We start from the raw sequence: 26,208 nt of genomic DNA, 5'->3' as shown, positions 1-26,208 counted from the left end.
CAAACTCTCTATGCGTTTCGCTATCTGTGCCATTGCGTTAGACAACGTCTATGTACCCCATAAGTCCGGTTTTCATGTGTTCAATCACGTGGCAGTGATACATCCACTTTCCAGGATTGTCCGCAACAAATGCCGCTTTCGCGCTGCCATTCTTTCCCAGTAACACAGTATCAGTATGGAACGGCTCATCCAGTTTTTTGCTGTCGAGTTCCAACACGGTAAAGGTATGGCCGTGAAGGTGGATAGGGTGGTGATATTGCGTGACGTTTTTCAAATCGAAAATGTACGTCTTTCCTAGCTCCAACGTCGCAAGTGGCGCGGGAATGGACGCTTTGCTCATGCCTTCCCATGCGCGTTTGTTCATCAGCCAAAACTTGGTATCGACCTTGCCGTTTTTCTTGGTCGGCGAAATCGCACCTTCCCACTCAAACACGAAATCAATTTCTGTCGCGTTCTTTAAATCTAGATCAGGCAAAGGATTCAAGGGCAGAGCTGGCAGTGGTGCAGGGGAGGAAATCTCGGAAGCGACAGATTCAAACGTGCACAGTGGGAAGGGAAAGCGGCCTTTCATGTATTGCACGTAGACTTTTTCGCCTTGCTTTGGCGCGTGTAAGGCAAGATCTACGCGCATTCCCGGGCTGATTTTATGTTGCTCAAGAGGGTAAGGTGTTTTGATTGGATTACCATCAATGGCCACCACCCAGGCTTCTGCACCTTTTACGGCGATGGGATACGTAAGCGTGTTATCCACGTTGGCAATGCGCAATCGGGTTGTGGCATTTTCTTTCAATGAATAGACAGGTTCGTGCTTGCCGTTAACGGTTCCCCATTCACCGGGCGTACCCATTCTCGCGCTATAACGCGGGATCATAAGTTGTTTCCATTGGCCTTGCTGGTCGAGGTGCCAGTGTTTGAGAATGAGCGTATGTTCTTCTTCGAACACCACAGGCTCGGCTTCTTCCACGATGATTGCGCCTACCAATCCTTTGCCCAGTTGCACCACGCTATTAACGTGAGGGTGATACCAAAAAGTGCCCGCATCTGGCGGGGTAAAACTATACACAAAGGTTTCACCCGGCATGATGGGGGGCTGGCTGAGAAACGGCACACCGTCCATCTCGAAGGGAATGCGCAGGCCATGCCAATGGATAGTGGTGGGTTCTTTGAGCTTGTTAGTGAAAATGATGGTGACAGGCTCGCTCTGTCGGCAACGTAGCGTTGGCGCAGGGATTTGGCCATCAAACCCCAGAACATCGGTTTGGAAACCCTCTACGACTTCTGCCGTTGTTTCTTCCGCCGTCAGTTCATAAATCCAACCTTCTTTGTCATTTTTGCGTGCGTTCGCGATCGAAAGTGTCGGCAGCGCAAAGTAAGAAGAAACCGCGGCACCGGCTTGCAATAGCCTACGACGGCGAAAATCCATGCTCATTTTCCTTATGTCCTTAATCTGTTTCCCACGCTATCACAGAAAGGCGATTGATTTTGTTGAAGCATTAAAACAAATGAGAACTATTTACGATATTAGAGAGGGTGCGTCACTGTATCAATATTGCCTCATTGCGTCGCGGTGAAGCCTAGTAGGCTTTGTGGGGTATGCCGTGAGGGAGCGCAATAATGCTAGATCATTCTGTTCGAGAGTATGTGGCTGAAAAACTGGCTGCAATGGGTTTAAACAGTGATCCCTATGGCAATGAGCCGACATTGATTTTTATCGTCGCTGCAATTGGCGTTGCGCTCATCAGCTATTTGGTTGTGCATCGCGTGATCGTGCGTTCTGTGAACATTGTGCTGAGCCGAACCAACGAAATTTGGGGCTCAAACTTAGCAAAGCATGAGGTGCTGGAGAAAATCGCGCTCCTCGTGCCGCTCATGATTTTAGAGCTCCTCGTTCCCCCCATCATTAGTCAGCATCCGCTGGTGGCAACTGTCGTTGACCGTATTTTAAGTGTGATGGTGTTAGTGATGTTCATTTGGACGATTTTTGCGCTGCTAGATGCACTCAATGACATCGCCACAGCCAAAGGCATCACGCGAAGAATGCCCATAAAGAGCTTTGTGCAGTTAATTAAACTGTTCCTGTTTTTTGTTGGGATAGTGGTGTCTATCTCCATATTGGCTGATGAATCGCCCATCATCTTCTTGAGTGGTTTAGGTGTGGCCACGGGTTTGGTGATGTTGGTGTTCAAGGACACTATTTTAGGGTTTGTGGCAGGGATCCAGCTGTCAGCAAACCGCATGGTGAGTTTGAACGACTGGATTGAGATGGATGACTTTGGCGCGAATGGCTCGGTAGAAGAAATCTCGCTCACAACCGTTAAGGTGCGTAACTTTGACAATACTGTGTCGATGTTGCCGGCTTATGCCTTGGTGCAAAACGCGTTCATCAATTGGCAGGGCATGTCTGACTCGGGTGGGCGTCGGATCATGCGCGCGATAAACATCGATCAAACCTCGATTCGCTTTATGGAAGATGCAGAGATTGAATCGCTGAAAGAGATCCGCATTCTTCGGGAATACCTTTTCGAGCGAACCAAAGAGATCAATGAATTTAACGAAAACATCGATGACATTCCGCACGTTGCTAACACTCGCCACATGACCAATATCGGTGTTTTTCGCGCCTATTTGACGACATACCTTCGTTCCCACAAAGACATTCATCCTTACATGCTGTTTATGGTTCGCCAACTGGCGCCGACGGCTGAGGGGCTGCCTCTACAAATTTATGCGTTTACGAACAGCACAGATTGGGTGTTTTACGAAGGGGTGCAAGCAGATATTTTTGACCACATTTACTCCATCATGCCGCTATTTGGCTTGCGCCCCTTTCAGGCGTTTGGAGGCAGTGATGCGAGTAAGATTGGTTTGGGTCACTGAGGGTTTCTTAACCACAAACTGTCACATAAATGAGAGTTTTGCGCATTAATCGTGTTGAACGTGGCGAAAAGCGCAAAGAGGCTGTAAATATTCTCTGATGCTGCCGTTCTAATACGTAATGGCAGAAGAACCCCAAAAACCATCATGGTTTTTTGGTGGTGGTTGATGCACGAATTGAATGTAGAAATATTGGAGAATCGAAGGGCAGACCATGAAGCTGAAACGTTATCGTCCGAATGACAACGCAGATGCAGTATTGGAGACAAAAGTCATCGATGGCGTTTACGTCATGGAGCGACGCCGTCCGTCTGAACGACGCAAGCAACGCCGTAAATATGCGGGTTATGATCGCCGAGCATCGGCAGATCGTCGTCATCTTCGCAGCATTGATGAGTTTGTTTAAGCGTCTCGCCGCTACCTCGCAAACTCATCAAGCTCTCTTGCTTTTCCCGCTTCTCACGCAAACACAAAATGGTGCGCGATGGTTTTAAAATCTTCTCGCTGATAGAAAATGTGTGCTTTGAAGCGTTGGATTTCTGAATCAACGTGAATTTGTTTGCAGTCGTGTTCTGCTGCGTGGTTTTTCAACCATTCCATCAATGCTTTTCCCACCCCTTGCGAGCGATGGTTTTCGTTTGTCACCAAATCATCGATATAAATATGCTTGCCCCAGGCAAGATTTTCACGCATTTCAAAACCCACAACTGCCAGTACAATGTTGTCTGACTTCACGTAGGCGAGTTGATAGCCACTTTTCTGTTGTCTTGTGATTTGTGCGGCGAGTGCGTCTTGCGAAAAGTGTGGGCGAAGCTGAGTGAGTACATCAAGTACATGAGAGCGATCAGCGTTGTCTTCGAAAAACTTAACGTCCATGGTGGCCTCGATAAGATTGGGCAATTTGGAGAGGGGTGCTGTCGGGCATTTGGTGGTATCGGCACCAGTTGTAGGGTACGCCCGACAGCGTGTTTGATGCAGCGAGATTATCACCTAACTTTCTGAAATCCAGCGAAATAACATGCGCCATAAGTGTGTATGTTCATATTTTTGCGGTGAACGACTGTTTGGGAAAAGACGTATTGACGGCATGGTCAATATGGTGTTGTTTCCATTACATATTTCAGCCATATTGATCACACTATGAGGGATTGCTGGGGTAAATCAGACATGGAAATCAAACCAATCCGTTGGCAAGAAACACTTCCTTTACGCCATCACGTGCTTTGGCCGAATGAACCGCCTGCATTTTCGAAAGTGGAAGGCGATGAAGACGCTTTGCACTACGGCGCATTTCTAGAAGGCGAGATCGTTTGTGTGGCGTCGATACATTTTTCTTCTGAACCCAACCACGCTCACGAGAGGACAGCACGCCTGAGAAAGTTCGCCACCTCAAACGCGCATCAAGGGAAGGGAATTGGTTCGGCCATGTTGAAAAGAATACTGGCTGACATGAAACAGGAAGGCGTCAGCACCTTTTGGTGTGACGCGAGAGAAACGGCCATGGGTCTCTATCATAGGTTTGGCATGCAAGCGGAAGGCGAGCGGTTCTATAAAGGTGAGATTCCGTATTTTCGAATGAGCAAGCAGGTAGGGCGCGCTTAAGGCGTATCACAATGACGGTGTGGCTGGAAAGTTTGCAGAAAACTGCGGAATGTCCCTCAGGTTTGTAAACTTATTGATACTGATAGAAAAAGCCTTCTGCTGTTTCGGAAATGCCGCCTCCTTTTGCGATAGCATATCGCCTGTTTGCAAGGGAAGGTGCTTTAGGGAGAAGGTCGTTGTTAACGTTTGTTTCGTTTGTCTTGGCAGCCGTTGCCATATTTGTCGCGATAAAGGCGTCAAACCGTACGTTTAGACTGGAAAAGGAACTGTCAGATCTTAAAGCGGCGCTACACGATGCTACTTTATCTGAATCTGGGTATGCGCCTGTCAGCGCTTCTCAACCAAGAGAGCATCAATCAGCAACCGTCCGCCCAAGCGCAACGCAAACAAGCGCTTCTCATTCAAATTTACAGCCTTCGAGTGCCACCAACCCTGAATCTGCTATCGCGGAAAGGAGTGATAAGGCGACCGATGAATCGTTAAACGACGAGCAAGTTGATTCATCAACGACCACGCCAGTAAGACATACGACGCCTTCCCATTATCTCGCCGTTAAAAGCGCGACAATCAATGCAACGCCTGTGGTTCAGCCATCCGTCGCTACACCTTCTGCACAATCTGAAACTCATTCTCCCGCTTCTGATGCTGCTAAAAGTTCACACGGTCGAACACCCACACGTACCAATGATGATCTTGATACTGTCTTTGACCGTGGGCTGAGAAAACTGGTCTCGAGTTTTAAAGAGAACTGGCTGGTCTGGGTGGGTGCGATTGCGATGCTCATCGGCGGTGGATACTTGGTTCAAGTCATCGGTAGCCGCATCGAGTTTTCACCCATTATGCGTGTCGCTATCGCCTTTGCGCTTTCCGCATTGACTGTCGCCTTGGGGGAATGGTTTCACCGCAGAGAGCAGAAAGACGCAACCCGAAGTAAGCGGTCGTCAGGTTTTTCTTATGTGCCTGCTGCCATTACAGGCACTGGGTTAACGGGCATCTATTGCACCGTGATCTTCGCATTTGTCGTTTATCAAATGCTCGCCCCCACCACCTCCTTAGTGATCCTCGCCACCGCAGCGTTTTCGAGCCTTGCTTTATCATTACGTCAAGGCCCTTTAATGGCCGTGCTAGGGCTGGTTGGGGGTTATTCCGCGCCGTTTTGGATTGGCGGTACCGATCCGAATTACTTCCTACTGGGCGGCTATATCGCGGCGATTACGCTGGCGGGAACCGTATTGATGCAACGCGTAAAGCATGCGTGGTTAGCCCTCAGTATTGCTGTGCCGCATGTGCTTTGGATGGTGATATTGATTGAAGCCGTGCCGCAAACACAGCTGTTTGTGTGGCTGTCCGTCTTCCTGACCTTCACGCTTTATGTGTTGTTTGCCGTGCCGCGTTTGGGTTGGTTGCTTGATGTCCGTTATCGCCATGGCCAAACCGCACTAACCCATCATCCTGTTGTCATGTCGATAGCGATGGTGTTGTTGCTGTTTTGGTCAACAGAGCAATTTGATGCCATGTCTGGCATTGAGATGCTTTATCTCTATGGATTTCTCATCGTTACGCTGTGGCTTCCAGCACTTAGAAAAGGCATTGCACCAAGGGTCTTTCAAGGTGTGTCTGTGGTCGTCGCGGTGTCATTGTTGATGCTGTCTTTTGGCATGAAGGTGTTTGAATGGTGGTTGTCTGCTCGAGAGATTTTGATGTGCCTAGGGGTCAGTACCGTGCTGGTTGCCTTACGCACAGCAGCTCAGTATTTAGGCGGTGATCGTTCTCTTCCATCGCGCATTCTATTGATTGTTCTTGCACCTGCCATGACTGTACTCACGCTGGGGTATGTGGATGTGTATATGCCAGAACAATTGGTCTTCTGGAGCATGTTCACCGCTTTGGTCGCAGGTCTGTATGTGCAAATCGGCCTGAGACTATCCGCGTTAACGGCTGATGTGTCAGCCTGTGTTCATGGCATGGTCTTGGCGCTGTCGTTCGTTTGGTTTGATGATGCGACATTGACGTTTGCGATTTCCGCGCAAGTGGCGGTGATGGCGTTACAAGCGCAATATGGCCTTTTCCGTCCTGCCTATTGGGCCATAAAAGTCGCAATGAGCTTGCTGGTGGTGCGCCTTACACTCTTGCCATTCATTCCAGATTGGCAGCCACAAGATGGGGGCGATTGGAGCTGGGTGCTTCTCAGCTACTTGCCGTCGTTAGCGCTGTTGGCATACGCAAGGGTCGTACTGCGCAATACACAATCAGACATTGCTAGCTGGTTTGAAGGGGCATTCTTGCATGTGTTTCTTGTGGCCTTGTTCACCCAAACCAACTATTGGCTGACAGGCAGTTACGGGTATGTCACCGACATCGATTTTACGTCTTCCATTGTGTACGCCAACCAAGCACTCGTGATGGCCTTGGTTTATGGCTATCGCAGCCAATTTGCCGATAAGCTCTCGCTGGTGTATCGCGGGTATGGCTACTTACTGTTAATGGCGTTCGTCGCGTTTGAAGTGCTACTCAACACGCTGGAATCACCATTGATTCATGATCACGTATCAGCCAGTGAATGGCCAGTATTTAACATGCTGACGTTGGGTTGGTTAATGCCTGCTGCTGTGTTGTTTGGTGCGTATTTTTACCGCTTGAGTGCGTTACGGATCCCTGTGCGCATTTACGCAGGGGCAGGGCTCGCCTTGGCAGGGATTTGGTTGGGCATGTCGATACGCCATTTCTGGCAACCATCGTCCATGACTATCTTCAATTCCACCAGTATGGCGGAGCTGTTCAGTTATTCAGTTGCGGGTCTCGTGGTGGGTGGCTCTCTGACGTGGGTCGGCGTTACACGTCAAGCATTGCATGCACAGCGTGTGGGTCTTGTGTTACTTGCGCTCGTCGCGGTGAAAGTGTTCTTGTGGGATGTCAGTTCTTTGGACGGTTTCTGGCGCGCGATCAGTTTCCTTGGTTTAGGGGCCTCGTTGATTGGGTTGGGCTGGCTTTTCCAAAAATTAAACAAATCGGTCTCTGAAAAGCCGACAACCTAATGTATAGAGCAGTCGCAAACGCTGTGTACGAAATGTGACCAACCATGGGGCTTCCATAGCGTCTATTGATGAGATTGAGCGGTCGAAATGTCGCCATTGATGTGTCCATATCTCGTCTCCAAAATTTACTGTTTGAAACAAAATGCAGGGTATTTATTCTGTAGAAGTGTTGATGAAAATGCCAAGATAAATGTTGCATGGCATTGAGCATCATGAGTAAGTTCATTCTTAGGAGAGACGCATGACGGTAAGACACTTCTTCCGATCCATGAATCAGAAATTGGCTGGAAAATTGAAACAATCCAGCGAGTTTAGAGAGAGAATGTGGATTGTAAATGTGCGAGAAAGCACGTTAAAAAATGAAGCCTTTGTTGTCAGCGAAGACAGCTTTTCTGAACCCATGCAATGGATGAGACGCCAAAACTACTCTGAGTACATGATCGATGAACTCAACCAACTCAAGCTCTCTCAATCTATTAATTTTACTGTCGGGAATGCCGAGCACTGCATACTCCGAGTGAAGTAACGATGCCTTTCTCCTTTTACGCGCGGAGTTTGGTCGTCTCACATACCGCGTGGTGCTCGTAACACATTCATACAAGACGGGCGACCATCACTCGTCTGATATCGTTCCTATCTAAAACGCATTTATTCGCCAGCAAACCTCTTTGTTTGGCAGGGACAACTGTGCGCTGTGTATTGAACGTCTGCGCAATATTGGATGACTAATTGTTCTAATGTCGGGGGTCGCTTGACGGTACTTTCTCAAATTTATCAGCATTCTAAGGGGGATTTCCTCCGAAAGCTCTTCACCATAGCGCTACCCATTACGCTTCAAAGTATTTTGTTTGCCAGTAAAGGGCTGGTGGATGTGATGATGATGGGACAATTGAGTGAAACGGACATTGCAGCCATCGGTGTTTCAAGCCGTGCATTGTTTGTGGTGACGATTCTGATTGGCGGGGTGACCACCGGTGGTGCTTTGCTTACCGCGCAATACTGGGGAGCGGGAAACAAAAAGGGCGTACGCGAAAGTGTGGCGTTGGCTTGGGCTACCGCGCTTGTTGCAGCACTTTTAATTATCACGACGTTTACCCTTTTCCCTGAGTACATCATGATGCTGGCCAGTGATTCGAAGCAGGTTATCGCACAGGGCAGTGATTACTTGATGATCACTTCTTTCAGTATGTTGTCCTTGGCATACATCAGCAGCGTGGCGGCAGGTTTACGATCGGTGCATGAACCCATGGTGAGCACTGTGTTCAGCGCGCTAGGTATTGTGTTGAATGTGCTGTTTAACTGGATACTGATCTTTGGTCACTGGGGATTTCCTGCTTTGGGGATTCAAGGTGCTGCTATTGGTACGCTTACCGCGAGCATTATTGAAGCGTTAGCACTATGTATTTACCTGCGATTCAAAGCGCATCTCTTGTCCTTCAAGATGTCAGATGTTGTCAGTGTGATGACCAAAGACCGTGTTCGACATTTCCTCTCTCTTTCGATGCCGACCACGTTCAATTTCTTGGCTTGGGCGGGCGGGTTGTTCGCATATACCGCAATCATGGGCCAAACCGGAGAAGCGGGCTTGGTTGCACTGTCTGTGATGACACCGATTGAATCCATTTCATTAAGTTTATTGGTGGGCATCGCCAATGCGTCGGGGGTGCTCGTTGGCAATCAACTTGGTGCTAAGCGGTTTGATGCCGTGTATTACCAAGCCATTACCTTGGTGGTGGTGGCGATTGTCGTGACCATGACGACATCCATTGTTTTATATACATTCAGTGTTCCCATTCTAAATTTGTTCACTGCGTTGGAAGGCGAAACCCGTGCGCTGACCGAGACCTTTTTTGGCATTCTCTGCGTGGGCAATATGCTGAGATCATTGCCTACCGTGCTCGTGGTGGGTGTGCTCAGAGCGGGCGGTGACGTGAAGTTCTGCCTGTATCAAGACATGTTCACGCAATGGTTCTTTGGCATACCACTCGCGGCCATTGGGGCGATTTGGTTGGGCTTCCCACCGCAATGGGTATTTGCCATGTTCTTCCTTGAAGCCGTGTTTAAATGGGGATCTTGTACCTATCGCCTCCGCTCTCGAAAGTGGATGAAGAACTTGATTGATGCGTAATGTCCGCTTCGAAACATAAATATTAAGACTATTCAGGACTCAATGTCTCAATAAATGGAATTTGGTTGGCGGTTTTGATTCGTACTTAATAAAATCAAGATACTTTGATGTTTCATTTTCCACGTTCCTACAAAGAACAAACGACAAACGGAAGGGTAGAATGAAGGAAACACAATCAACGCTTATTCGTGGCTTTCATATCCTAGAAAAAATAGTGAAGGCCGACAAACCGCTCTCCAGTGTTTATCTGGCTGAAGAGCTAGATTTACCAAAACAAACCGTGCATCGCATCGCTCAGCAGCTTGAAGAGGAAGGGCTATTGCAACGGGAGCTTGATGGGAAACGTTTTACCGCCGGCCCACGATTACGCAGTCTTGCTCGAGACACGTTAAAGAACTCCTCCATCAATGCGCACCGTTACACCATTCTTAAAGAGCTTTCAGATGAGATAGGGGAAACCTGTAACCTGACTATTCTGGATGGGTATGAAATTCTGTATTTAGAACGTGTCGAGACCAACTGGCCGTATCGCATTCACTTGCCTGTCGGTGCGCACTATCCGTTGCATTGCACCGCATCGGGCAAGTTGTTCCTTGCGGACATGAAAGCGTCAGCGCGTAAACGTCTGCTCAAAAGCATGAACCTCACCCGTGAAACTGCACAAACCATCACGGATATCGATCAATTGGAAACCCATTTAGCGAAGATCGCCGAAGATGGTGTCGGCATGGACACTGGTGAGTTTCTTGATGACATGGTCGCCTTGGCTGTGCCTGTGATCAACAACGATAACCGAGTTGCATTTACGGTGGCCGTGCATGCCCCTTCTGCCCGCAAAACGACAGAGGAACTAAGGCAGTACTTGCCACTCATGCGCCGTGCTGCGCAGCGGTTGGCAGTGGCTGAGTTTGGAATCATCGACGAGTAAACGGCGACGGCGATGTTGGGTCAATTTCTTTTGCTCGCATCGCCGATTGCACGCTTAGTCCGTTTCCCTCCCGCGAGTGAGAGGCGTCCGAATCTTCAGATTACACAGGGTTATCTTCCAAAATCATTTCTGATGCTTTTTCGGCGATCATAATGGTGGGTGCATTGGTGTTGCCTGAGGCAATCACTGGCATGATCGACGCATCCACAACACGTAAATTCTTCACGCCATAAACCTGCAGTCTTGGGTTCACGACCGACATGTCATCAATGCCCATTTTGCACGTGCTCGTGGGGTGGTAAATGGTTTGGCTGTACTCTCTCGCCGCCACCAGTAATTCTTCGTCGGTTTGGTATTTTTCTCCCGGTACATATTCGCTGAGTATGTGCTCCGAAAGGGGCGGTGTATTCGCGATATTTCGTGCCACTTTTATGGCATTGATGATCACGGCTTGGTCGCGTTCATCAGAAAGATAACAAGGCTGTATCGAGGGGTGAGCGAGTGGATCTGTTGACGTGATTTTCACGTTTCCTCGGCTGTAAGGGCGAAGTTGACACACGGACGAAGTAAACGCAGAAAAAGGGTGCACGCCATCTCCGGGCTTATCGGCACTAAGGGGTTGCATATGAAATTGAATATCTGGCCGCGTCAAATGGGAAGAAGATTGGGTGAAAATAGTCACTTGGCTTGCGGCCAATGTCAGAGGGCCAGTGCGCGTAAAGAGATATTGCAGTCCCACCATGGCGCGTTTTACAAGGCTGTTTAATTCATCATTAAGCGTACGTTCACTGGTTTTAAACACCAATCTTACTTGCAGGTGATCTTGCAAGTTTTCACCCACGCCCGGCAGGTCATGTAAAACAGGGATATTGAGCTCATTGAGCAGAGAAGCAGGGCCAATCCCTGAGAGTTGAAGCAACTGCGGCGAACCAATGGCACCCGCGCTTAAAATCACTTCGCGATGTGCCATGATCTTCTGTTTTTTGTTGTCTTTGAGCACTTCCACACCGATGGCAGTGTCGTTATCAAACAGCACTTTCGACACATGGTGTTGGGTGAGAATATCGAGGTTTTCTCGATGTTTAGCGGGGCGTAAGAAAGACTTTGCTGTACTCCAACGAAACCCTTTATGCGCCGTTTGCTGGAAGTACCCAACGCCCTCTTGAACCTCACCGTTGCAATCAGGGTTGTAAGGGATACCTAGCTTGATCGCAGCGTTGATAAAATGGTCTGCGATAGGGCGACGTAGGCGTAAATCACTGACTTTTTGCGGGCCGTCTACCCCGTGAAAATCATCTGATCCGCGTTCTTGGTCTTCTGATTTTTTGAAGTAGGGCAGGATTTCTTTGTACGACCAGCCTTGATTCCCCAATGCTGCCCAGTGGTCGTAATCTTCCGCTTGTCCGCGCACATACAACAAACCATTGAGCGCACTTGATCCGCCGAGCACTTTCCCTCGTGGCCATTGAAGTTGGCGTGAATTAATACCGGGATCAGGCTCAGTGACATAACACCAATCTGTTTTTGGGTTATGCATCGTCTTGAAATACCCGACGGGAATATGCAACCAGGGATTGTTGTCCTTGCCGCCTGCTTCGATCAATAACACGCGAATGGAAGGATTTTCGGACAAACGATTGGCAAGCACACACCCCGCAGAGCCCGCACCCACAACAATAAAATCGTAATGATTTGAAGATAGTCCCATCTTTTTCACTCTCCCTCACTGTCTATCCATGCCGTAAAAAGCAGGCGGAATTTGCTCAATACCATCTGAAATCACAAAATCTCAAACATTGAAATATGAGACTAATGATCTCGATTTTTATAGTCAAGGCTTGAATTTTGGTTTTTCTATGCCATAAATGGAATGTTCTGGTTCGAAAATTAACCAATCATTAACATTTTGATGGCGGGGGAGTGAGTAGGAAAAAGGAACAATTTTATCGACTGAACGTTGGATTGCTTGGATTTCAGAGTGCAGTGAGTGAACACATAGCGCCCTGTTTGAAATCGCAAATGTCGGCATGCCAGCGTAAACGTTTGAGCGAAAGCCAACACAAAGGAGTGCGAGCATGAGCAAAAATCGGGAGATACTCACGAGAAGGGATTTTATGAAGGTGTCCGCCCATTTTGGGATGACATCGACCCTGATCGCCGCGGGGACATTGGGAGCAGGAGCCACCGTATCCACGCTGGCGAGAGCCGCCGAAAATACGCAAAAGGAACGTTATTCAGCACCGCCTAAGTTCCAACTCAAGTTTGGGGCATCAGGTTTTAACGAGAAAAACCTCGATATTCAAAAATCGGCACAGCTTTTTTTCGCCAGAGACCTTGAACAACGGACAAACGGCGCGATCCGCGTTGAGTTTATTGGTAGTAACCAAATCTGTGGTCAAACCAACTGTGTGAAAAAGACGCAGCAAGGCATTGTCGACATGTATTCGGCATCAACACAAAACTCCGCAGGGGGCGCGCCGTATCTTAATGTGTTGGATTACGCCTACATGTTCCCATCCCGCGCATCGCAGTTTCACTTTTTCTACAGCAAGAAAAGCGAAGCCCTGTTTAGAGAGCCACTGCGTCAGCGTCATAAACTGCAATTTTTGTTTACCCACTGTGAACTGCGCGGCATTCAGCTAGGGCTTAAGTGGCAAGACAAGCCACTCGTCACCTCTATCGATCAATTGGCGGGAACGAAAAACCGTGTCACGGGCACACAGTTGGGGCGAATTGCCATGCAACTGATGAACCTGAACCCTGTGCCGATTGCGTGGGAAGAAACCTTAGATGGCCTGAAGCAGGGCTTGATCGACGGCGCTGAAACGTGGATGGGTGCGGTGGCTTATGCCGGTATGTCACCTGTTGTTTCTCAGTGTGTTGATCTCAAATTCTTCTCGGGTACTGAGCATACGGCAATGAGCTTGCCAGTGTTCGATAAGCTGGGATCTGATCTCCAAGACGACGTGATGGAATCTGCCTATGTCGCGCAAATCTTTACGCAAGGCATGAATGAAGCGGCGCTTACCGACATTGTCGGCGCAACAAACCCACCACGACCGGACACCATTTTCGCAGAAAACAACACCCGTGTTGCCACATTGTCTGACGCTGAGTTGCGTAAAGCCGAGGAAATGTGTTCGCCAGAGTTTAACCCTGAACCTTGGCAGCAATGGCGCGATCGCTTGAACAAGTGGTCGGGTGGTCATGATACCTACCAAGAAATCTACGACATTGCACGAGAGATCCCTCGCGATACTTCCGCTGTCAATGTGCCACCGCAACGCTGGTGGACGAGCTAAAAATGGTCGCGCAGCGTCTGTTTGCTGATGTGAAAACACATCTGCAAACAGACCTGTGCGTGTCTTTACTCAACGATCTGTGAGGTCAGCATGAAACCGCTACAAACCTTGCTCAAATGGTTAGATGAAAACACGGAAAAGGTCATCATCTTGATCACCTATTCAAGTATGGCTGGCATTATTTTCGTAGAGGTTGTTCGGCGGTTTTTGTTCAACCAACAAGTGCCATGGAGCACGACCGTCCCCGTCCTACTTTTCCTCTGGGTGACGTGGTTTGGCGCTTCGTACAACATCAAAAAGCGCACACATTTGGCGTTAACTGAGATCCGTGCGCGACTCTCGTATCGTCTTCAATTCTATTGCTTGGTGTTAGATGCCGTGCTTTGGATCGCCTTCGCGGGCATCGTGATTTATCACGCGACCAACCAAACGTATATCGCTTATGACAACTTCGCGATAGTCGGGGGAACCGATGATGTGATGGAGTGGTGGTTCTATCTTGCCACACCGCTTGCATGGGTGTTGATCGTGATCCGCGTGCTGCAAAATTTGGCCAAAGACATTAAGCAATATCAGCGTAAAGAGCCGTTTGTGCTTCAAGCGTCATTACTGGATTAGGAGCAGAATATGGAAGACGGCACACTTATCACGCTGATATCTCTCGGGGTAACACTGCTTTTTATTGTCGGCGTACCCATTTTTCTTGTGATTGGCTTTTGGGTTGTGGGTTGCAGCCTCGTCATCGATTTTACCCTCGCCAACATTGGCGTGACCTTATTTGAAGGCTTAAATTTCTTCGGCTTACTAGCACTCCCGTTGTTCATCATGACGGGGGATTTGATCAATGCAGCGGGCATTGCCAAACGCATGTCGGATTTCGCGTATTCCATATTGGGATGGGTGAGAGGCGGCTTGGGCATGGCGACCATCGGTGCATGTGGCATGTTCGCGGCCATTTCTGGTTCGAATGCGGGTACAACAGCGACGATCGGTTCCATCATGCAGCCTGAAATGGCAAAGAACAATTACGATGAACGTTTCGCTGCTGCCACCGCTGCGGCAGGGGGCACGGTGGGGATCATCATTCCGCCGAGCATCATCTTTATCGTTTACGGCTTTTTGCTCGATCTCTCTATCAGTGACCTGTTCGTTGGTGGCATGTTGCCAGGCTTACTCATGGTGATCGCCATGCAGCTGGCGTGTTACATCGTTTGTAAGAAAAACGGATGGGGAAACCTCATCAAGTTAGAGCCAAAACGTATCCTGAAAACCGGTTTGAAAGCCTATCTTGGCTTAATCGCCATCGGTATCGTGATATACGGAATATACTCTGGCGCGTTTTCTCCTACAGAAGCTGCAGGCGTAACGGTTGGGTTTTGTTTGATAGCCGGTGTACTTATCACCCGCCAAATCAAGCTCCGTGAATTGCCAAACATCTTACTGCGCTCTGGGCAAATCACGGGCATGTTAGCGCCTTTGATTGCGGTGTCTGTTGTGATGCAGCAATTGCTTTCCCTGTTAGGGGCAGGGGAAGTTGTGCGTGGCTGGATGTCTGCCATCGGTGATCCTACCTTTGTGCTCATCGCCTGCATGATGCTGGTGCTGTTGGCGGGAACGGTGTTAGAAAGCCTGCCAAATACCATCATTCTTGCGCCCATCCTTGCGCCGATTGCTTACAGCGTAGGGGTCGATCCTATCCACTTTGCGGTGATCTTCTTGGTCGGTGATGCGATTGGCTTTATCACGCCGCCTTATGGTTTGAACCTGTACGTTGCCAGCGGAATAACGGGAATACCGTATTTCACCATTGTGAAGTATGTACTGCCGTATCTGTTTGCACTCATGGTCGCGTGGATGATCATTGCCTTCTGGCCGCCACTCTCCACGTATCTGGTGCAGTTCTCAGCGGTGGGGTAAACAGGCTCATTGTTGGCATCATTAAAATACAAACGGCGCTGTATGACAGCGCCGTTTTTAGATCTGCTTCATCTCTTCATTTCAGTGCAAATCATGCACCTCCATTGCGCAAACATTGCGAGAAATATCTCTTTATTGGTGTATTTATCAATAAAATCAGCATCATGAAAAACTGGCAAGGAGTTTGCTGCAAGTAATCCAGTAGCGTGCCAAAGATGTATCGGTAAGTGGCGGATTCTCGCCACACCTACAGACAATTTGACAATGGATAACTAGGGTTCCGGCGTTTGCCTAAATTTGTTGAGTTAAGGATGACACTTCAAATTTGCATTTCGCGGCTGGTCCGAGAGTTATCAACCTCGTGAGAGGTCACACGGAGGGACAAAAGCCCGGGAGAGTCTTACTGATATCTCTTTGGCCGCGTCTTAAATCCGAAGCTTATGCCCACAATGACATTGGTGCATAGCGTGAATCTCAAGGTAGAGGTAGCTATGAAAATATTCTCATCATCACTCCGTAATATAACAAAACGTTTACTCCTTGCTGTTGTTTGTTTCTCTGTCGTTTCAGCGCCTACCTGGGCGGCAGAGAAACCTTCTTTTCGTCTTGCTTGGTCAATCTATGTCGGTTGGGTGCCATGGGATTATGGCAACAACGCGGGCATCATTGATAAATGGGCGGACAAATACGGCATTGAAATCGACGTTGTTCAAGTCAATGACTACATCGAATCCATCAACCAATACACAGCAGGCTCGTTTGACGCCGTCGTGATGACAAACATGGACGCACTGACCATTCCTGCAGCCAGTGGTGTCGATTCTACCGCGCTTATCGTGGGTGACTTTTCTAACGGTAACGACGGTGTGGTGCTGAAAAACGCCAGTGCGTTAGCGGACATCAAAGGGCAACGCGTTAACCTTGTCGAATTGAGTGTCTCTCATTACCTCCTTGCTCGTGGTTTAGAAACCGTTGACATGACTGAACGTGATGTGACCGTGGTGAATACTGCAGATGCTGACATGGTGTCAGCGTTCGTCACTGACGATGTCACGGCGGTGACCACATGGAACCCGCTGCTTGCAGAAATCAACAAAATGCCGAACAGCAATGTGGTGTTTGACTCTTCCCAAATCCCCGGCGAAATCATCGATTTATTGGTCGTGAACAGCGAAATCCTGTCGCAGTTCCCTGAACTGGGTAAAGCACTCACGGGCGCATGGTATGAGATCATGGGGCAAATGCTGCAAGACGATGAAGTGGGGCTGAAAGCATTGAACTTCATGGCGGCGTCGGCAGGCACAGATCTGGCCGGTTACAAAGACCAATTAGCCTCTACCAAAATGTTCTACCAGCCTTCAGAAGCGGTGGCCTTCACGGAGTCAGCAACACTAAAAGACACCATGGCGAAAGTGGCGGAGTTTTCCTTTAAACACGGACTGCTTGGCGAAGGCGCACCGGATGCAGGCTTTATTGGCATTGAAACGCCAGCCGGTGTTTACGGTGATGAAAGCAACATCACGCTGAGATTTGACGCGTCGTTTATGCAAATGGCGGCGGATGGCGAATTGTAAGGTGATCTGATGACCCGAATTATCAACCGAACACCGTCCAAATTTGGGCGAATCGCGTTAGCGTGTTTGCCCTTTGTGTTACTGATTGCCGCCTACATGGTGGCATCAGATGCGCGCTTGGCAGTGAACCCAAATGACAAGCTGCTTCCGTCCTTTTCGAGCATTGCCGATGGCATTGACAGGATGGCTTTCGAGCCGAGTCGACGCACAGGGGAGTACCTTCTGTGGGTTGATACGCTCGCGAGCCTAGAGAGGCTCTGCCTTGGGGTCGGCATCAGTGCGTTGTTGGCGCTGATGATCGGCGTTGCAAACGGGATGATTCCCTACGTTCGTGCGCCGTTATCACCCGTAGTTCGTGCGCTCTCGCTGATTCCGCCGATGGCGATCCTCCCCATTCTTTTCATTGCATTGGGCTTGGGGGAATTGTCCAAAGTCATGCTGATCATTATCGGTATCACACCCATGATGATTCGCGATCTCCAACTTCGCACAGAAAGCCTGCCGGAAGAGCAAATCATAAAAGCACAAACCTTAGGGGCAAACTCATGGACGCTGTTGGTGCGTGTTGTGTTGCCACAAGTGATGCCGCGTTTGATTGAAGCGGTGCGCTTAACGTTGGGCAGCGCGTGGCTTTTCCTTATTGCGGCAGAAGCGATCGCGTCAACTGAAGGCTTGGGGTATCGCATTTTTTTAATTCGACGCTATCTCGCCATGGACGTGATTCTGCCTTACGTGGTGTGGATTACGATCTTGGCCTTTTTAATGGATTGGGCATTGCAGAAGATCTCCGCGTCTCGCTACCCATGGTTTCACGCGATGCAGGGAGCTAAATCATGAATGAATCGAGTCAGTCTCCAGAAACGCCCATTATCGAAGCGAAAAACCTGTGGAAGGAATACGGCGACCACGTGGTGTTGGAGCGCCTCAGCATCAAGGTGATGCCCGGCGAATTCATCAGTATTTTGGGAACGTCAGGTTGCGGTAAATCAACCTTCTTGAACATGCTTCTCGGCACCCAGTCGCCTTCACGCGGTGAACTGCTTCTTGATGGCAAACCATTGAGTTCAGAACCGGGGCCTGAGCGCGGCATCGTTTTCCAAAAGTACTCTGTTTTTCCTCATTTAACCGCCCTTGAAAACGTGATGATCGCTGATGAGTTTGAGATGTCACGCCTTTGGGGAAAGGTATGGGGAAGCGACAGAAAAGCACTGGAAGACAAAGCCAAAGCGCAATTGGAACGCTTGGGCTTATCACACGCCGCAAACCGTTATCCCGCTGAAATGTCGGGCGGTATGCAGCAGCGCCTCGCGATTGCACAAGCCTTGATGAAAAAGCCGCGCATTTTGCTGCTTGATGAGCCGTTTGGCGCATTGGACCCGGGCATTCGAAAAGACATGCATGAACTGATCAATGAAATTTGGATCGAGCAGAAACTCACCATTTTCATGATCACGCACGACCTGCATGAAGGCTTCAAATTGGGCTCGCGCTTGTGGGTGTTTGATAAGCCTCGAACCGATCCGCAAGAACCAGAACGTTATGGGTCACAAGTGACGTTTGATATTGGTTTGAATGCACCGGGGCATGATTCAGTGTTTGCGACGTTGCAAGCCAAGCAGCATCAAGAGGAACAGCAAGAGAAAATCAAAAAAGAGGAGGGATTTTATGGAATTGCATGATCTGTTTAACCACAGATATTCGGGCGGGCAGCATGGGTCAATTGATGTGCCTGCGGGGTTTAGTCTGCGGTTTCGAGACGTGTCCGGTGGCGCGAATGTCAGTGTCTTGATGTTCAATCCGCGCAACCTGCTAGAGCGCATTAATCTGCCAGACACGCTTAAGTGTCAGCACACCTTTAAGCTCACGGCGAATAACTGTGTGTACTCCGACATGGGGCGGATTTTTTGCTCGATCGTGCGTGACGATACCGGCTGGATCGACAGCGTTGGCGGGTTGAGCACCGCTTCACACGTCACAAAGAAATGGGGCAAGCGAGATTATCAACGCGACCGAAACGATTGGCTGCAAAACGGCCATGACGCCATCTTGGTTGAAATGGCCAAATATGGCTTAGGCCTTCGTGATATGTCTGCGCCGCTCAATCTGTTTTCAAAAGTGCACACCACGGATGAAGGTGCATTGAGCTTTATTCGAGGCAACAGCAACGCGGGCGATGTGATTGAACTGCGTTTTGAAATGGACACCACAGTGGTGTTTTCTACGTGCCCTCATCCCATGAACGATGCCGAAGCCTACCCGCGCAATCCGGTGGACATTGATATGTTCAAATCGGAGCCTATGAAAGCAAACGATCCTTGCTTAAACCACTGTGATGAAAACCGACGTGGCTTTATCAATACCCGTCAATATCAACCCACGTCGGCGGGAAGAGCCGTTCTATCCGTCGTTGAAAGCAGCGACTCATCGCTGCGTTAAGGAGGACAGTCATGATTAGAAACAGTGAACTTTCCATCGACACCGCCAAGCAAAGAGACATTGTTGCGGCGGGGGATTACTACATTTACGTCGTCAAAAAAGGCGAACGTGTGCGGATCACCGACCTCGAAGGCAATCAAGCCGCAGATACTTTGTTCTTTAATGCGGATAACCCCGAAGAGCGATACAGCGCGATGGATACGTTGCGTGAACAGGGCAATGCCTATTTGACGGCAGGATCTGTGCTGCTGTCGAACTTAAACCAGCCGATGCTTAGCATTGTTGCGGATACCTGTGGCCGCCATGACACCCTCGGTGGTGCCTGCTCGACAGAGAGCAACACGGTGCGTTACGCCCCAGAGAAACGCTGCATGCACGCGTGCAGAGATTCATGGTTGCTCGCCGTTTCAGAACGCCCTGAGTTTGGGCTTTCTAAGCGCGACATCGGCCACAACATCAACTTCTTCATGAACGTTCCTGTGACGGATGAAGGCGGGTTGACTTTTGCTGATGGCATCAGCGCGCCGGGCAAATATGTTGAGCTTGAAGCCAACATGAACGTGATTGTTTTGGTCTCTAATTGCCCGCAGTTAAACAATCCCTGCAATGCCTACAACCCAACGCCGATTGAAATCGCGATTTGGGATGCGGCGTAAGGTGCGTTAAACAAAGCACAGCGTAAACACAGTTTCTGAAGAGGAAAGGGACGACCCTGAGCAACATCGCCAAGAACGAAGATTTTTGATGTCGCACATCCTCCGTCTTTATTCGGGACGACCCGATGACACGAAGACAGCATTATGTTCACAAAAATATTGATTGCTAACCGTGGCGCTATCGCAACCCGCATTATCCGAACACTGGATGAAATGGGCATCGCGAGCGTGGCGGTTTACCACGAAGACGATGCAGGCAGCCTGCATACACTCAATGCGTCGGAAGCTTTTAGCTTGGGCGAAGGCAGTGCCTCTGATACTTACCTAAATATTCAAAAAATCATCGGTATTGCGCGTTCCTCTGGCGCTCAAGCCATTCATCCTGGCTACGGATTTCTAAGCGAAAACCCCGATTTTGTCGCAGCGTGTGAAGCCGCTGGCATCGCATTTCTTGGCCCGACAACAGAACAAATTAATCAGTTCGGACTCAAGCACACCGCACGTGAACTCGCGGAATCGGCAAATGTTCCTTTATTGCCCGGAACAGGGCTGCTTTCCGGCATTGAAGATGCTGTTGCAGCCGCAGACAGCATGGGATTCCCCGTGATGCTGAAAAGCACCGCGGGCGGCGGCGGCATTGGCATGCGATTGTGTGAGAATGCAGCACAGTTGGTCGATGCGTTCGAGGCTGTCAAACGACTGGGCGAAGCCAACTTCAGCCACAGCGGGGTGTTTATGGAGAAGTTCATCACCTCTGCACGTCACATCGAAGTGCAAATCATTGGTGATGGCGAAGGCAGCGTGTTGGCGCTAGGTGAACGAGATTGTTCGGCGCAACGGCGAAACCAAAAGGTGATGGAAGAAACGCCAGCGCCAAACCTCTCGGACGATACCCGCGCCGCGTTGCGTGACACCGCCATTCGCTTGGCCGCGTCTGTGAACTATCGAAACGCTGGCACGGTGGAATTCATCCTCGATCAATCGACCCAGCAATTCTACTTCTTAGAGGTCAACACGCGCCTGCAAGTTGAGCACGGTGTGACTGAGCTTATCTTTGGTGTCGATATCGTAAAACTGATGGTCGAAATTGGTATGGGTACGTATCAAGCGAGTTGGAACGCGGCATCAACGGCCACACCTTCTGGGCATGCGATTCAGTTTCGCTTGTATGCGGAAGATCCGAATCGACAGTTTCAGCCTTCAACGGGCTTGATCACGCATTTGGCTTTCCCTGAAGGGGTGTCTGGTCATGGCATCAGTGAGCTTGATAATGGCAATGCCGTTCGGGTGGACACGTGGGTAGAAGCGGGTTGCGAGGTAAGCCCGTTCTTTGACCCTATGATCGCGAAGTTGATGGTGCACGCTGATAACCGAGACGAAGCGCTATCGCAGATGACGCACCTATTAAGCCACACAGAACTGTATGGCATTGAAACCAACTTGGCGTATCTCACACAGTTATCCGCAGAACCCTTCGTTCATCGCGGCGATGTGCTGACATCAAGCCTTTCTACATTTGATTACCAGCCCGCAACCATTGATGTATTGGCAAGTGGCACGCAAACCACGGTGCAAGATTATCCCGGTCGCAGCGGGTATTGGCATGTCGGCATTCCACCGTCAGGGCCAATGGACAGCCAAAGCTTCCGGTTGGGTAATCAACTGCTGAGAAATATAGAACAAAGCGCAGGGCTAGAAATCATCGCCAATGGGCCAACGCTCAGTTTTAATCAAAGCACCACCATTGCCATTACAGGGGCAAAAATCAGCGCAACGCTGAACGGTAACGACGTGCCAATGTGGACGGTCATTGCTGTGAACAAAGGCGATGTGCTGGCGCTTGGGGCTGTGTCTGGTGAAGGTGCGCGCGCCTATTTGTTGGTGAAAGAGGGCATTCAATGCCCGACATATTTAGGAAGCCGTTCAACCTTCACGCTGGGTAAGTTTGGCGGACATGGCGGACGAGCATTAATAGCTGGTGACGTGCTGCACATTGAAGCGCCATCACCAAAATCAGAGCGCGATGCACAAGAGTCCATTGGAAAGGCCATTGCGCCGTTGGACTTTGCTGCCACCCAAACCCTTCGCGTGATTTATGGTCCCCACGGCGCGCCTGATTTTTTCACGGACCAAGACATTGAGGATTTCTTTGATGCTGAATGGGAAGTGCATTTCAACTCAAGCCGCACGGGTGTTCGACTCATAGGCCCGAAACCCACTTGGGCGCGTAAAGACGGCGGCGAAGCGGGGCTTCATCCTTCAAACATTCATGACAATGCCTATGCCGTCGGCACGGTGGATTTTACTGGTGACATGCCAGTGATCTTAGGACCCGATGGCCCAAGCCTTGGCGGTTTTGTTTGTCCTGCGACGGTGATTAAAGCCGATTTGTGGAAAATGGGGCAGTTGAAAGCCGGGGATAAAATCCGTTTTAAGCCTGTGAGCATGGCGGATGCAGAAGCGGCTGAATATCACCAGCAGAAAGCCATTAAACATCTTCGAAACGACGAGTTGCACCTTGAAAAGGACGAGATTACCTCCGCAGTTATTAAAGAAATCAGTGCCGATGTTTACGGCGAGAAAGTGGTGTATCGCCCAAGCGGTGAAGATTTCCTGTTGGTGGAATATGGCGAGCAAGTGTTGGATGTGAAGTTACGATTTCGCGTTCATGCTTTGATGACCACACTGGAAAACCTCGCGATTCCGTCAATCAAGGAGCTCACGCCGGGCATTCGCTCGCTACAAGTGCACTACAACAACCTTCTTACGCCTTGTGCTGACATGCTTGAGTTGCTTGAAAATGCAGAAGCTGCAATTGGTGATATTGCGGACTTAACCGTGCCGTCTCGTATCGTGCATTTGCCGCTGTCTTGGGATGATCCTTCGATCCAACTGGCGATGAGAAAGTACGACGAGGTGGTGCGAAAGGATGCGCCTTGGAGTCCAAATAACATCGAATTTATACGACGAATTAATGGGCTGGAAAGCATCGATGCGGTGAAGGACATCGTTTTTGATGCCAGCTATCTCGTGATGGGCTTGGGGGATGTCTACCTTGGTGCTCCTGTCGCCACGCCTATCGATCCTCGCCATCGCTTAGTGACCACCAAGTACAACCCCGCAAGAACGTGGACACCTGAAAATGCTGTCGGCATCGGTGGCGCGTATATGTGTGTCTATGGCATGGAAGGGCCGGGCGGTTACCAGCTTATGGGGCGAACCCTGCAGATGTGGAATCGCTATGGCAAAGGAAAAGCCTTCGATAAACCTTGGCTGCTGCGCTTTTTCGACCAAATCCGCTTCTATCCCGTTTCCCATGACGAACTCACGAAAATTCGCCGCGATTTCCCTAAAGGTAAATTCGATCTTCGCATTGAAGAAACACAGTTTGGTATCGCCGACTACGAAGCCATGCTGACGCAGGAACATGCCTCGATTTCTGCCTTTAAGACCCAACAACAAGGCGCATTCAACGAGGAACGCCAACGCTGGGAAGAGAGTGGACAAGCGAACTTTGTCGCGGAATTAGCCGATGCTGTCGAATCGAATGAAGACGCATTGGAAGACGGGCAATTTGCCGTGAATAGCCAATTGGCAGGCAACGTGTGGCAGTTCTTGGCGAAGCCCGGAGACGTGGTGGAAGTGGGACAGCCTTTGCTGATTGTTGAATCCATGAAAATGGAAATCGAAATTGCGGCGACACAAGCTGGGCGCGTGGTGGACTTTGCGAAATCAGAAGGTGAGCAAGTGCGAGCAGGGCAAACCTTGTTAATTATGGAGACTATTTAATGGAATTTAACTCAATTCGCGAGCTTCTGGCGGCGTATAAGAGGGGGGAAACCACACCGGATGTGTTTCTCCGTCAGCAGTGGAACAAAGCAAAGTTTGATAGCCACAACTGTTGGATAAGCCTTATCAGCGAAGCGCAATTAGACGGCTATGTGCGTGCCCTTGCGCAGTCTGATATCACCCAAAAGCCTCTGTTCGGTGTGCCTTTTGCCATTAAAGACAATATCGACCTCATGGGACTTTCTACCACGGCGGGCAGCAAAGAGTTTGCTTATTCTCCGGGTGACTCTGCCTTTGTGGTGAAGGCCTTGATTGATGCGGGCGCAGTGCCGCTAGGAAAAACAAACTTAGACCAATTTGCGACGGGGTTAGTGGGTACGCGAAGCCCTTGGGGCGCGTGCAAAAACAGCATCGATCCGCGGTTTATTTCGGGAGGTTCAAGCTCCGGAAGCGCGGTGTCTGTGGCGACAAACCAAGTGCTGTTTTCGCTAGGTACAGATACCGCGGGATCCGGGCGTGTGCCTGCCGCGCTTAACCAATTGGTTGGCATGAAAGCGAGCATAGGGCGCTTGAGCTGCCAAGGCGTGGTGCCTGCTTGTCGAACGCTAGACTGCGTGACCATTTTTGCTCACTCTGTTGATGACATAGAAACGCTTCTGCCTATTGCGGGTCAATACGATCCTTCTGATGCCTACGCCCGTGATTTCTCATCGAGTGAAGCGAACACCTACTTGGGTGAAAAGCCGCGCATCGGGGTGCCAGCAAACGCGCAGCTTGCTTTCTTTGGTAACGAAGATTTCGCCAATCGATTCGAAAAAAGTAAAGCGCAGGTTGAAGCATTGGGGGCGGAATTAATTGAAGTGGATTTCGCGCCGTTTCTTGAAGCCGCCAAACTCTTGTATCACGGCCCTTGGGTTGCAGAGCGATATGCCGCGATTCAATCCTTCTTTGATGACCATGAAACATCCTGCGTCCCTGAAATTCAGGCAATTCTGGGTGGTGCGAGACACTTAACGGCAGTCGATGCGTTTACTGCGCAATATGAGCTTCGCGCCCTGAAAAAGAAATGTGACGCCATCATTTGCTCGGTGGATGCCATTCTTACACCGACAGTGGGAACAACGTATACCATTGAGGAAATGAAATCAGATCCCATCGCTCTCAACACGAACTTGGGTTACTACACCAACTTTATGAACTTATTGGACTACGCAGCCATTGCTTTTCCTGCCGACAGCGGCGTCGCGCGGCTTCCGTTCGGTGTTACGTTGTTTTCTGACAAAGGCACAGAACACAAATTGATGGGGCTTGCCAGCGCTTACGTGGAACAATCGCCATTCATTGTGCCGGATACGGCGCCAAACACCATCACGCTCGCCGTGTGTGGGGCGCACATGGAAGGGCTTCCTCTTAATCACCAACTGCTCGAACGAGGTGCAACGCTCGTGAGTCAACGAAAAAGTGCGAAAGCCTATCGATTCTATGCATTGGCAGGTGAGGGGCCAAAGCGTCCGGGCATGGTGCGTCAGAGCGGCGAGGGAGAAAGTATCGAAATGGAACTGTGGGAAGTGCCCACTCAGCGCATCGGTGATTTTCTTTTGGGTATTCCCAATCCGCTTGGCCTAGGAAAGGTCGAGCTGGATGATGGCTCCTGGGTTACTGGCTTTATCTGCGAACAAGCAGGTGCTGAGGGTGCAAAAGACATCTCCGAATTTGGGGGCTGGAGAGGGTACTTGTCAGCGCAATAAGTAGGCTAAACAGTCGGTAAGGGTAGAAGGGTAACGTGATTTTTACGCAAACGTTTGCCTTGCTACTTATTTACTGTATTATGCGCGCACTTTTCAGCTGGTGCGCGGTTAACATCTTGTTATAAAGCGGTTTCGTAGTTGGAATTACTGGCAGGCTCAGGATGAGTAGTGTGGGTGTATGACGCCTTATTCATCAGAGCATGTGCGGATGAATATCGT

The 26,208-nt window shown here is 49.7% G+C and carries 20 protein-coding genes and 1 riboswitch; of the genes, 17 read left to right on the top strand and 3 right to left on the bottom strand.

Translation table 11 applies throughout. The features are described 5' to 3' along the window. Window positions 1-37: 37 nt before the first annotated feature. On the bottom strand, window positions 38-1,423 hold the full coding sequence (locus EQP46_RS01520; RefSeq protein WP_129491962.1) for a multicopper oxidase family protein: 1,386 nt from the start codon (window positions 1,421-1,423) through the stop codon (window positions 38-40). A gap of 191 nt (window positions 1,424-1,614) precedes the next feature. Between EQP46_RS01520 and EQP46_RS01515 the strand changes: the two genes are divergently transcribed. Further along, window positions 1,615-2,877, top strand: a complete 1,263-nt coding sequence (locus EQP46_RS01515; protein ID WP_129491961.1) for a mechanosensitive ion channel family protein — start codon at window positions 1,615-1,617, stop codon at window positions 2,875-2,877. Window positions 2,878-3,088: 211 nt separating this feature from the next. Then, complete coding sequence (locus EQP46_RS01510) at window positions 3,089-3,280, top strand: hypothetical protein (protein ID WP_129491960.1); 192 nt, start codon at window positions 3,089-3,091, stop codon at window positions 3,278-3,280. 53 nt (window positions 3,281-3,333) lie between these two features. Here EQP46_RS01510 and EQP46_RS01505 read toward each other — a convergent pair whose 3' ends face one another. Further along, complete coding sequence (locus EQP46_RS01505; protein ID WP_129491959.1) at window positions 3,334-3,750, bottom strand: GNAT family N-acetyltransferase; 417 nt, start codon at window positions 3,748-3,750, stop codon at window positions 3,334-3,336. A 291-nt stretch (window positions 3,751-4,041) separates the two neighbouring features. On the opposite strand from EQP46_RS01505, the gene EQP46_RS01500 reads away from it, so the two are divergent. The 5 genes from EQP46_RS01500 (at window position 4,042) to EQP46_RS01480 (ending at window position 10,567) form a co-directional block, all read left to right on the top strand. Then, window positions 4,042-4,476, top strand: coding sequence for a GNAT family N-acetyltransferase (locus tag EQP46_RS01500; protein ID WP_129491958.1), 435 nt, complete (start codon window positions 4,042-4,044; stop codon window positions 4,474-4,476). Between the two features lie 176 nt (window positions 4,477-4,652). Continuing rightward, entirely contained in the window at window positions 4,653-7,511 is a 2,859-nt protein-coding gene (locus EQP46_RS01495) for a DUF2339 domain-containing protein (protein WP_129491957.1), read from the top strand. 241 nt (window positions 7,512-7,752) lie between these two features. Further along, the gene (locus EQP46_RS01490; protein WP_129491956.1) at window positions 7,753-8,037 is read left to right on the top strand and encodes a hypothetical protein; all 285 of its coding nucleotides are present in this window, start codon (window positions 7,753-7,755) and stop codon (window positions 8,035-8,037) included. A 195-nt stretch (window positions 8,038-8,232) separates the two neighbouring features. Further along, window positions 8,233-9,639 (top strand): MATE family efflux transporter, encoded by a 1,407-nt coding sequence (locus EQP46_RS01485; protein WP_129491955.1) that lies wholly within the window; start codon window positions 8,233-8,235, stop codon window positions 9,637-9,639. A gap of 160 nt (window positions 9,640-9,799) precedes the next feature. Beyond that, window positions 9,800-10,567 (top strand): IclR family transcriptional regulator, encoded by a 768-nt coding sequence (locus EQP46_RS01480; protein ID WP_129491954.1) that lies wholly within the window; start codon window positions 9,800-9,802, stop codon window positions 10,565-10,567. A gap of 100 nt (window positions 10,568-10,667) precedes the next feature. Here the strand turns inward: EQP46_RS01480 and EQP46_RS01475 are convergent, their stop codons facing one another. Further along, entirely contained in the window at window positions 10,668-12,275 is a 1,608-nt protein-coding gene (locus tag EQP46_RS01475; RefSeq protein WP_129491953.1) for a GMC family oxidoreductase, read from the bottom strand. Between the two features lie 430 nt (window positions 12,276-12,705). Here EQP46_RS01475 and EQP46_RS01470 point away from each other — a divergent pair, with 430 nt between their 5' ends. The 10 genes from EQP46_RS01470 to atzF all read left to right on the top strand — a co-directional run bounded on the left by EQP46_RS01470 (window position 12,706) and on the right by atzF (window position 25,989). Further along, the gene (locus EQP46_RS01470; RefSeq protein WP_129492172.1) at window positions 12,706-13,869 is read left to right on the top strand and encodes a TRAP transporter substrate-binding protein DctP; all 1,164 of its coding nucleotides are present in this window, start codon (window positions 12,706-12,708) and stop codon (window positions 13,867-13,869) included. Between the two features lie 90 nt (window positions 13,870-13,959). Beyond that, entirely contained in the window at window positions 13,960-14,487 is a 528-nt protein-coding gene (locus EQP46_RS01465) for a TRAP transporter small permease (protein WP_129491952.1), read from the top strand. A gap of 9 nt (window positions 14,488-14,496) precedes the next feature. Then, entirely contained in the window at window positions 14,497-15,786 is a 1,290-nt protein-coding gene (locus EQP46_RS01460) for a TRAP transporter large permease (RefSeq protein WP_129491951.1), read from the top strand. Window positions 15,787-16,047: 261 nt separating this feature from the next. Further along, a riboswitch (guanidine-I (ykkC/yxkD leader) is annotated at window positions 16,048-16,184 on the top strand. 93 nt (window positions 16,185-16,277) lie between these two features. Beyond that, window positions 16,278-17,360, top strand: coding sequence for a putative urea ABC transporter substrate-binding protein (locus tag EQP46_RS01455; protein ID WP_129491950.1), 1,083 nt, complete (start codon window positions 16,278-16,280; stop codon window positions 17,358-17,360). A 9-nt stretch (window positions 17,361-17,369) separates the two neighbouring features. Then, on the top strand, window positions 17,370-18,197 hold the full coding sequence (locus EQP46_RS01450; protein WP_129491949.1) for an ABC transporter permease: 828 nt from the start codon (window positions 17,370-17,372) through the stop codon (window positions 18,195-18,197). Continuing rightward, a complete protein-coding gene (locus EQP46_RS01445) occupies window positions 18,194-19,039 on the top strand; it encodes an ABC transporter ATP-binding protein (protein WP_129491948.1) in 846 nt (281 codons plus the stop codon). The genes EQP46_RS01450 and EQP46_RS01445 overlap by 4 nt, the downstream gene beginning before the upstream one ends. Then, a complete protein-coding gene (locus EQP46_RS01440) occupies window positions 19,026-19,796 on the top strand; it encodes an urea amidolyase associated protein UAAP1 (RefSeq protein WP_129491947.1) in 771 nt (256 codons plus the stop codon). The genes EQP46_RS01445 and EQP46_RS01440 overlap by 14 nt, the downstream gene beginning before the upstream one ends. An 11-nt stretch (window positions 19,797-19,807) precedes the next feature. Continuing rightward, complete coding sequence (locus EQP46_RS01435) at window positions 19,808-20,452, top strand: urea amidolyase associated protein UAAP2 (RefSeq protein ID WP_129491946.1); 645 nt, start codon at window positions 19,808-19,810, stop codon at window positions 20,450-20,452. Window positions 20,453-20,596: 144 nt separating this feature from the next. Continuing rightward, window positions 20,597-24,241: an urea carboxylase gene (uca, locus tag EQP46_RS01430; RefSeq protein WP_129491945.1), complete on the top strand. Its 3,645-nt coding sequence runs from the start codon at window positions 20,597-20,599 to the stop codon at window positions 24,239-24,241. After that, entirely contained in the window at window positions 24,241-25,989 is a 1,749-nt protein-coding gene (gene atzF / locus EQP46_RS01425) for an allophanate hydrolase (protein ID WP_129491944.1), read from the top strand. The genes uca and atzF overlap by 1 nt, the downstream gene beginning before the upstream one ends. Window positions 25,990-26,208: the final 219 nt, after the last annotated feature.

Source organism: Enterovibrio baiacu, assembly GCF_004120195.1.
GTDB lineage: Bacteria > Pseudomonadota > Gammaproteobacteria > Enterobacterales > Vibrionaceae > Enterovibrio > Enterovibrio baiacui.
The sequence above is the reverse complement of the archived record's forward strand: the minus strand, read 5'-3'. Positions and strand labels throughout refer to the sequence as shown.

Bases quoted from the DNA above. Each gene is read 5' to 3' on its own strand.
- EQP46_RS01520 (WP_129491962.1), bottom strand. From the start codon at position 1,423: ATGGATTTTCGCCGTCGTAGGCTATTGCAAGCCGGTGCCGCGGTTTCT.
- EQP46_RS01515 (WP_129491961.1), top strand. From the start codon at position 1,615: ATGCTAGATCATTCTGTTCGAGAGTATGTGGCTGAAAAACTGGCTGCA.
- EQP46_RS01510 (WP_129491960.1), top strand. From the start codon at position 3,089: ATGAAGCTGAAACGTTATCGTCCGAATGACAACGCAGATGCAGTATTG.
- EQP46_RS01505 (WP_129491959.1), bottom strand. From the start codon at position 3,750: ATGGACGTTAAGTTTTTCGAAGACAACGCTGATCGCTCTCATGTACTT.
- EQP46_RS01500 (WP_129491958.1), top strand. From the start codon at position 4,042: ATGGAAATCAAACCAATCCGTTGGCAAGAAACACTTCCTTTACGCCAT.
- EQP46_RS01490 (WP_129491956.1), top strand. From the start codon at position 7,753: ATGACGGTAAGACACTTCTTCCGATCCATGAATCAGAAATTGGCTGGA.
- EQP46_RS01485 (WP_129491955.1), top strand. From the start codon at position 8,233: ATGACTAATTGTTCTAATGTCGGGGGTCGCTTGACGGTACTTTCTCAA.
- EQP46_RS01480 (WP_129491954.1), top strand. From the start codon at position 9,800: ATGAAGGAAACACAATCAACGCTTATTCGTGGCTTTCATATCCTAGAA.
- EQP46_RS01475 (WP_129491953.1), bottom strand. From the start codon at position 12,275: ATGGGACTATCTTCAAATCATTACGATTTTATTGTTGTGGGTGCGGGC.
- EQP46_RS01470 (WP_129492172.1), top strand. From the start codon at position 12,706: ATGACATCGACCCTGATCGCCGCGGGGACATTGGGAGCAGGAGCCACC.
- EQP46_RS01465 (WP_129491952.1), top strand. From the start codon at position 13,960: ATGAAACCGCTACAAACCTTGCTCAAATGGTTAGATGAAAACACGGAA.
- EQP46_RS01460 (WP_129491951.1), top strand. From the start codon at position 14,497: ATGGAAGACGGCACACTTATCACGCTGATATCTCTCGGGGTAACACTG.
- EQP46_RS01455 (WP_129491950.1), top strand. From the start codon at position 16,278: ATGAAAATATTCTCATCATCACTCCGTAATATAACAAAACGTTTACTC.
- EQP46_RS01450 (WP_129491949.1), top strand. From the start codon at position 17,370: ATGACCCGAATTATCAACCGAACACCGTCCAAATTTGGGCGAATCGCG.
- EQP46_RS01445 (WP_129491948.1), top strand. From the start codon at position 18,194: ATGAATGAATCGAGTCAGTCTCCAGAAACGCCCATTATCGAAGCGAAA.
- EQP46_RS01440 (WP_129491947.1), top strand. From the start codon at position 19,026: ATGGAATTGCATGATCTGTTTAACCACAGATATTCGGGCGGGCAGCAT.
- EQP46_RS01435 (WP_129491946.1), top strand. From the start codon at position 19,808: ATGATTAGAAACAGTGAACTTTCCATCGACACCGCCAAGCAAAGAGAC.
- uca (WP_129491945.1), top strand. From the start codon at position 20,597: ATGTTCACAAAAATATTGATTGCTAACCGTGGCGCTATCGCAACCCGC.
- atzF (WP_129491944.1), top strand. From the start codon at position 24,241: ATGGAATTTAACTCAATTCGCGAGCTTCTGGCGGCGTATAAGAGGGGG.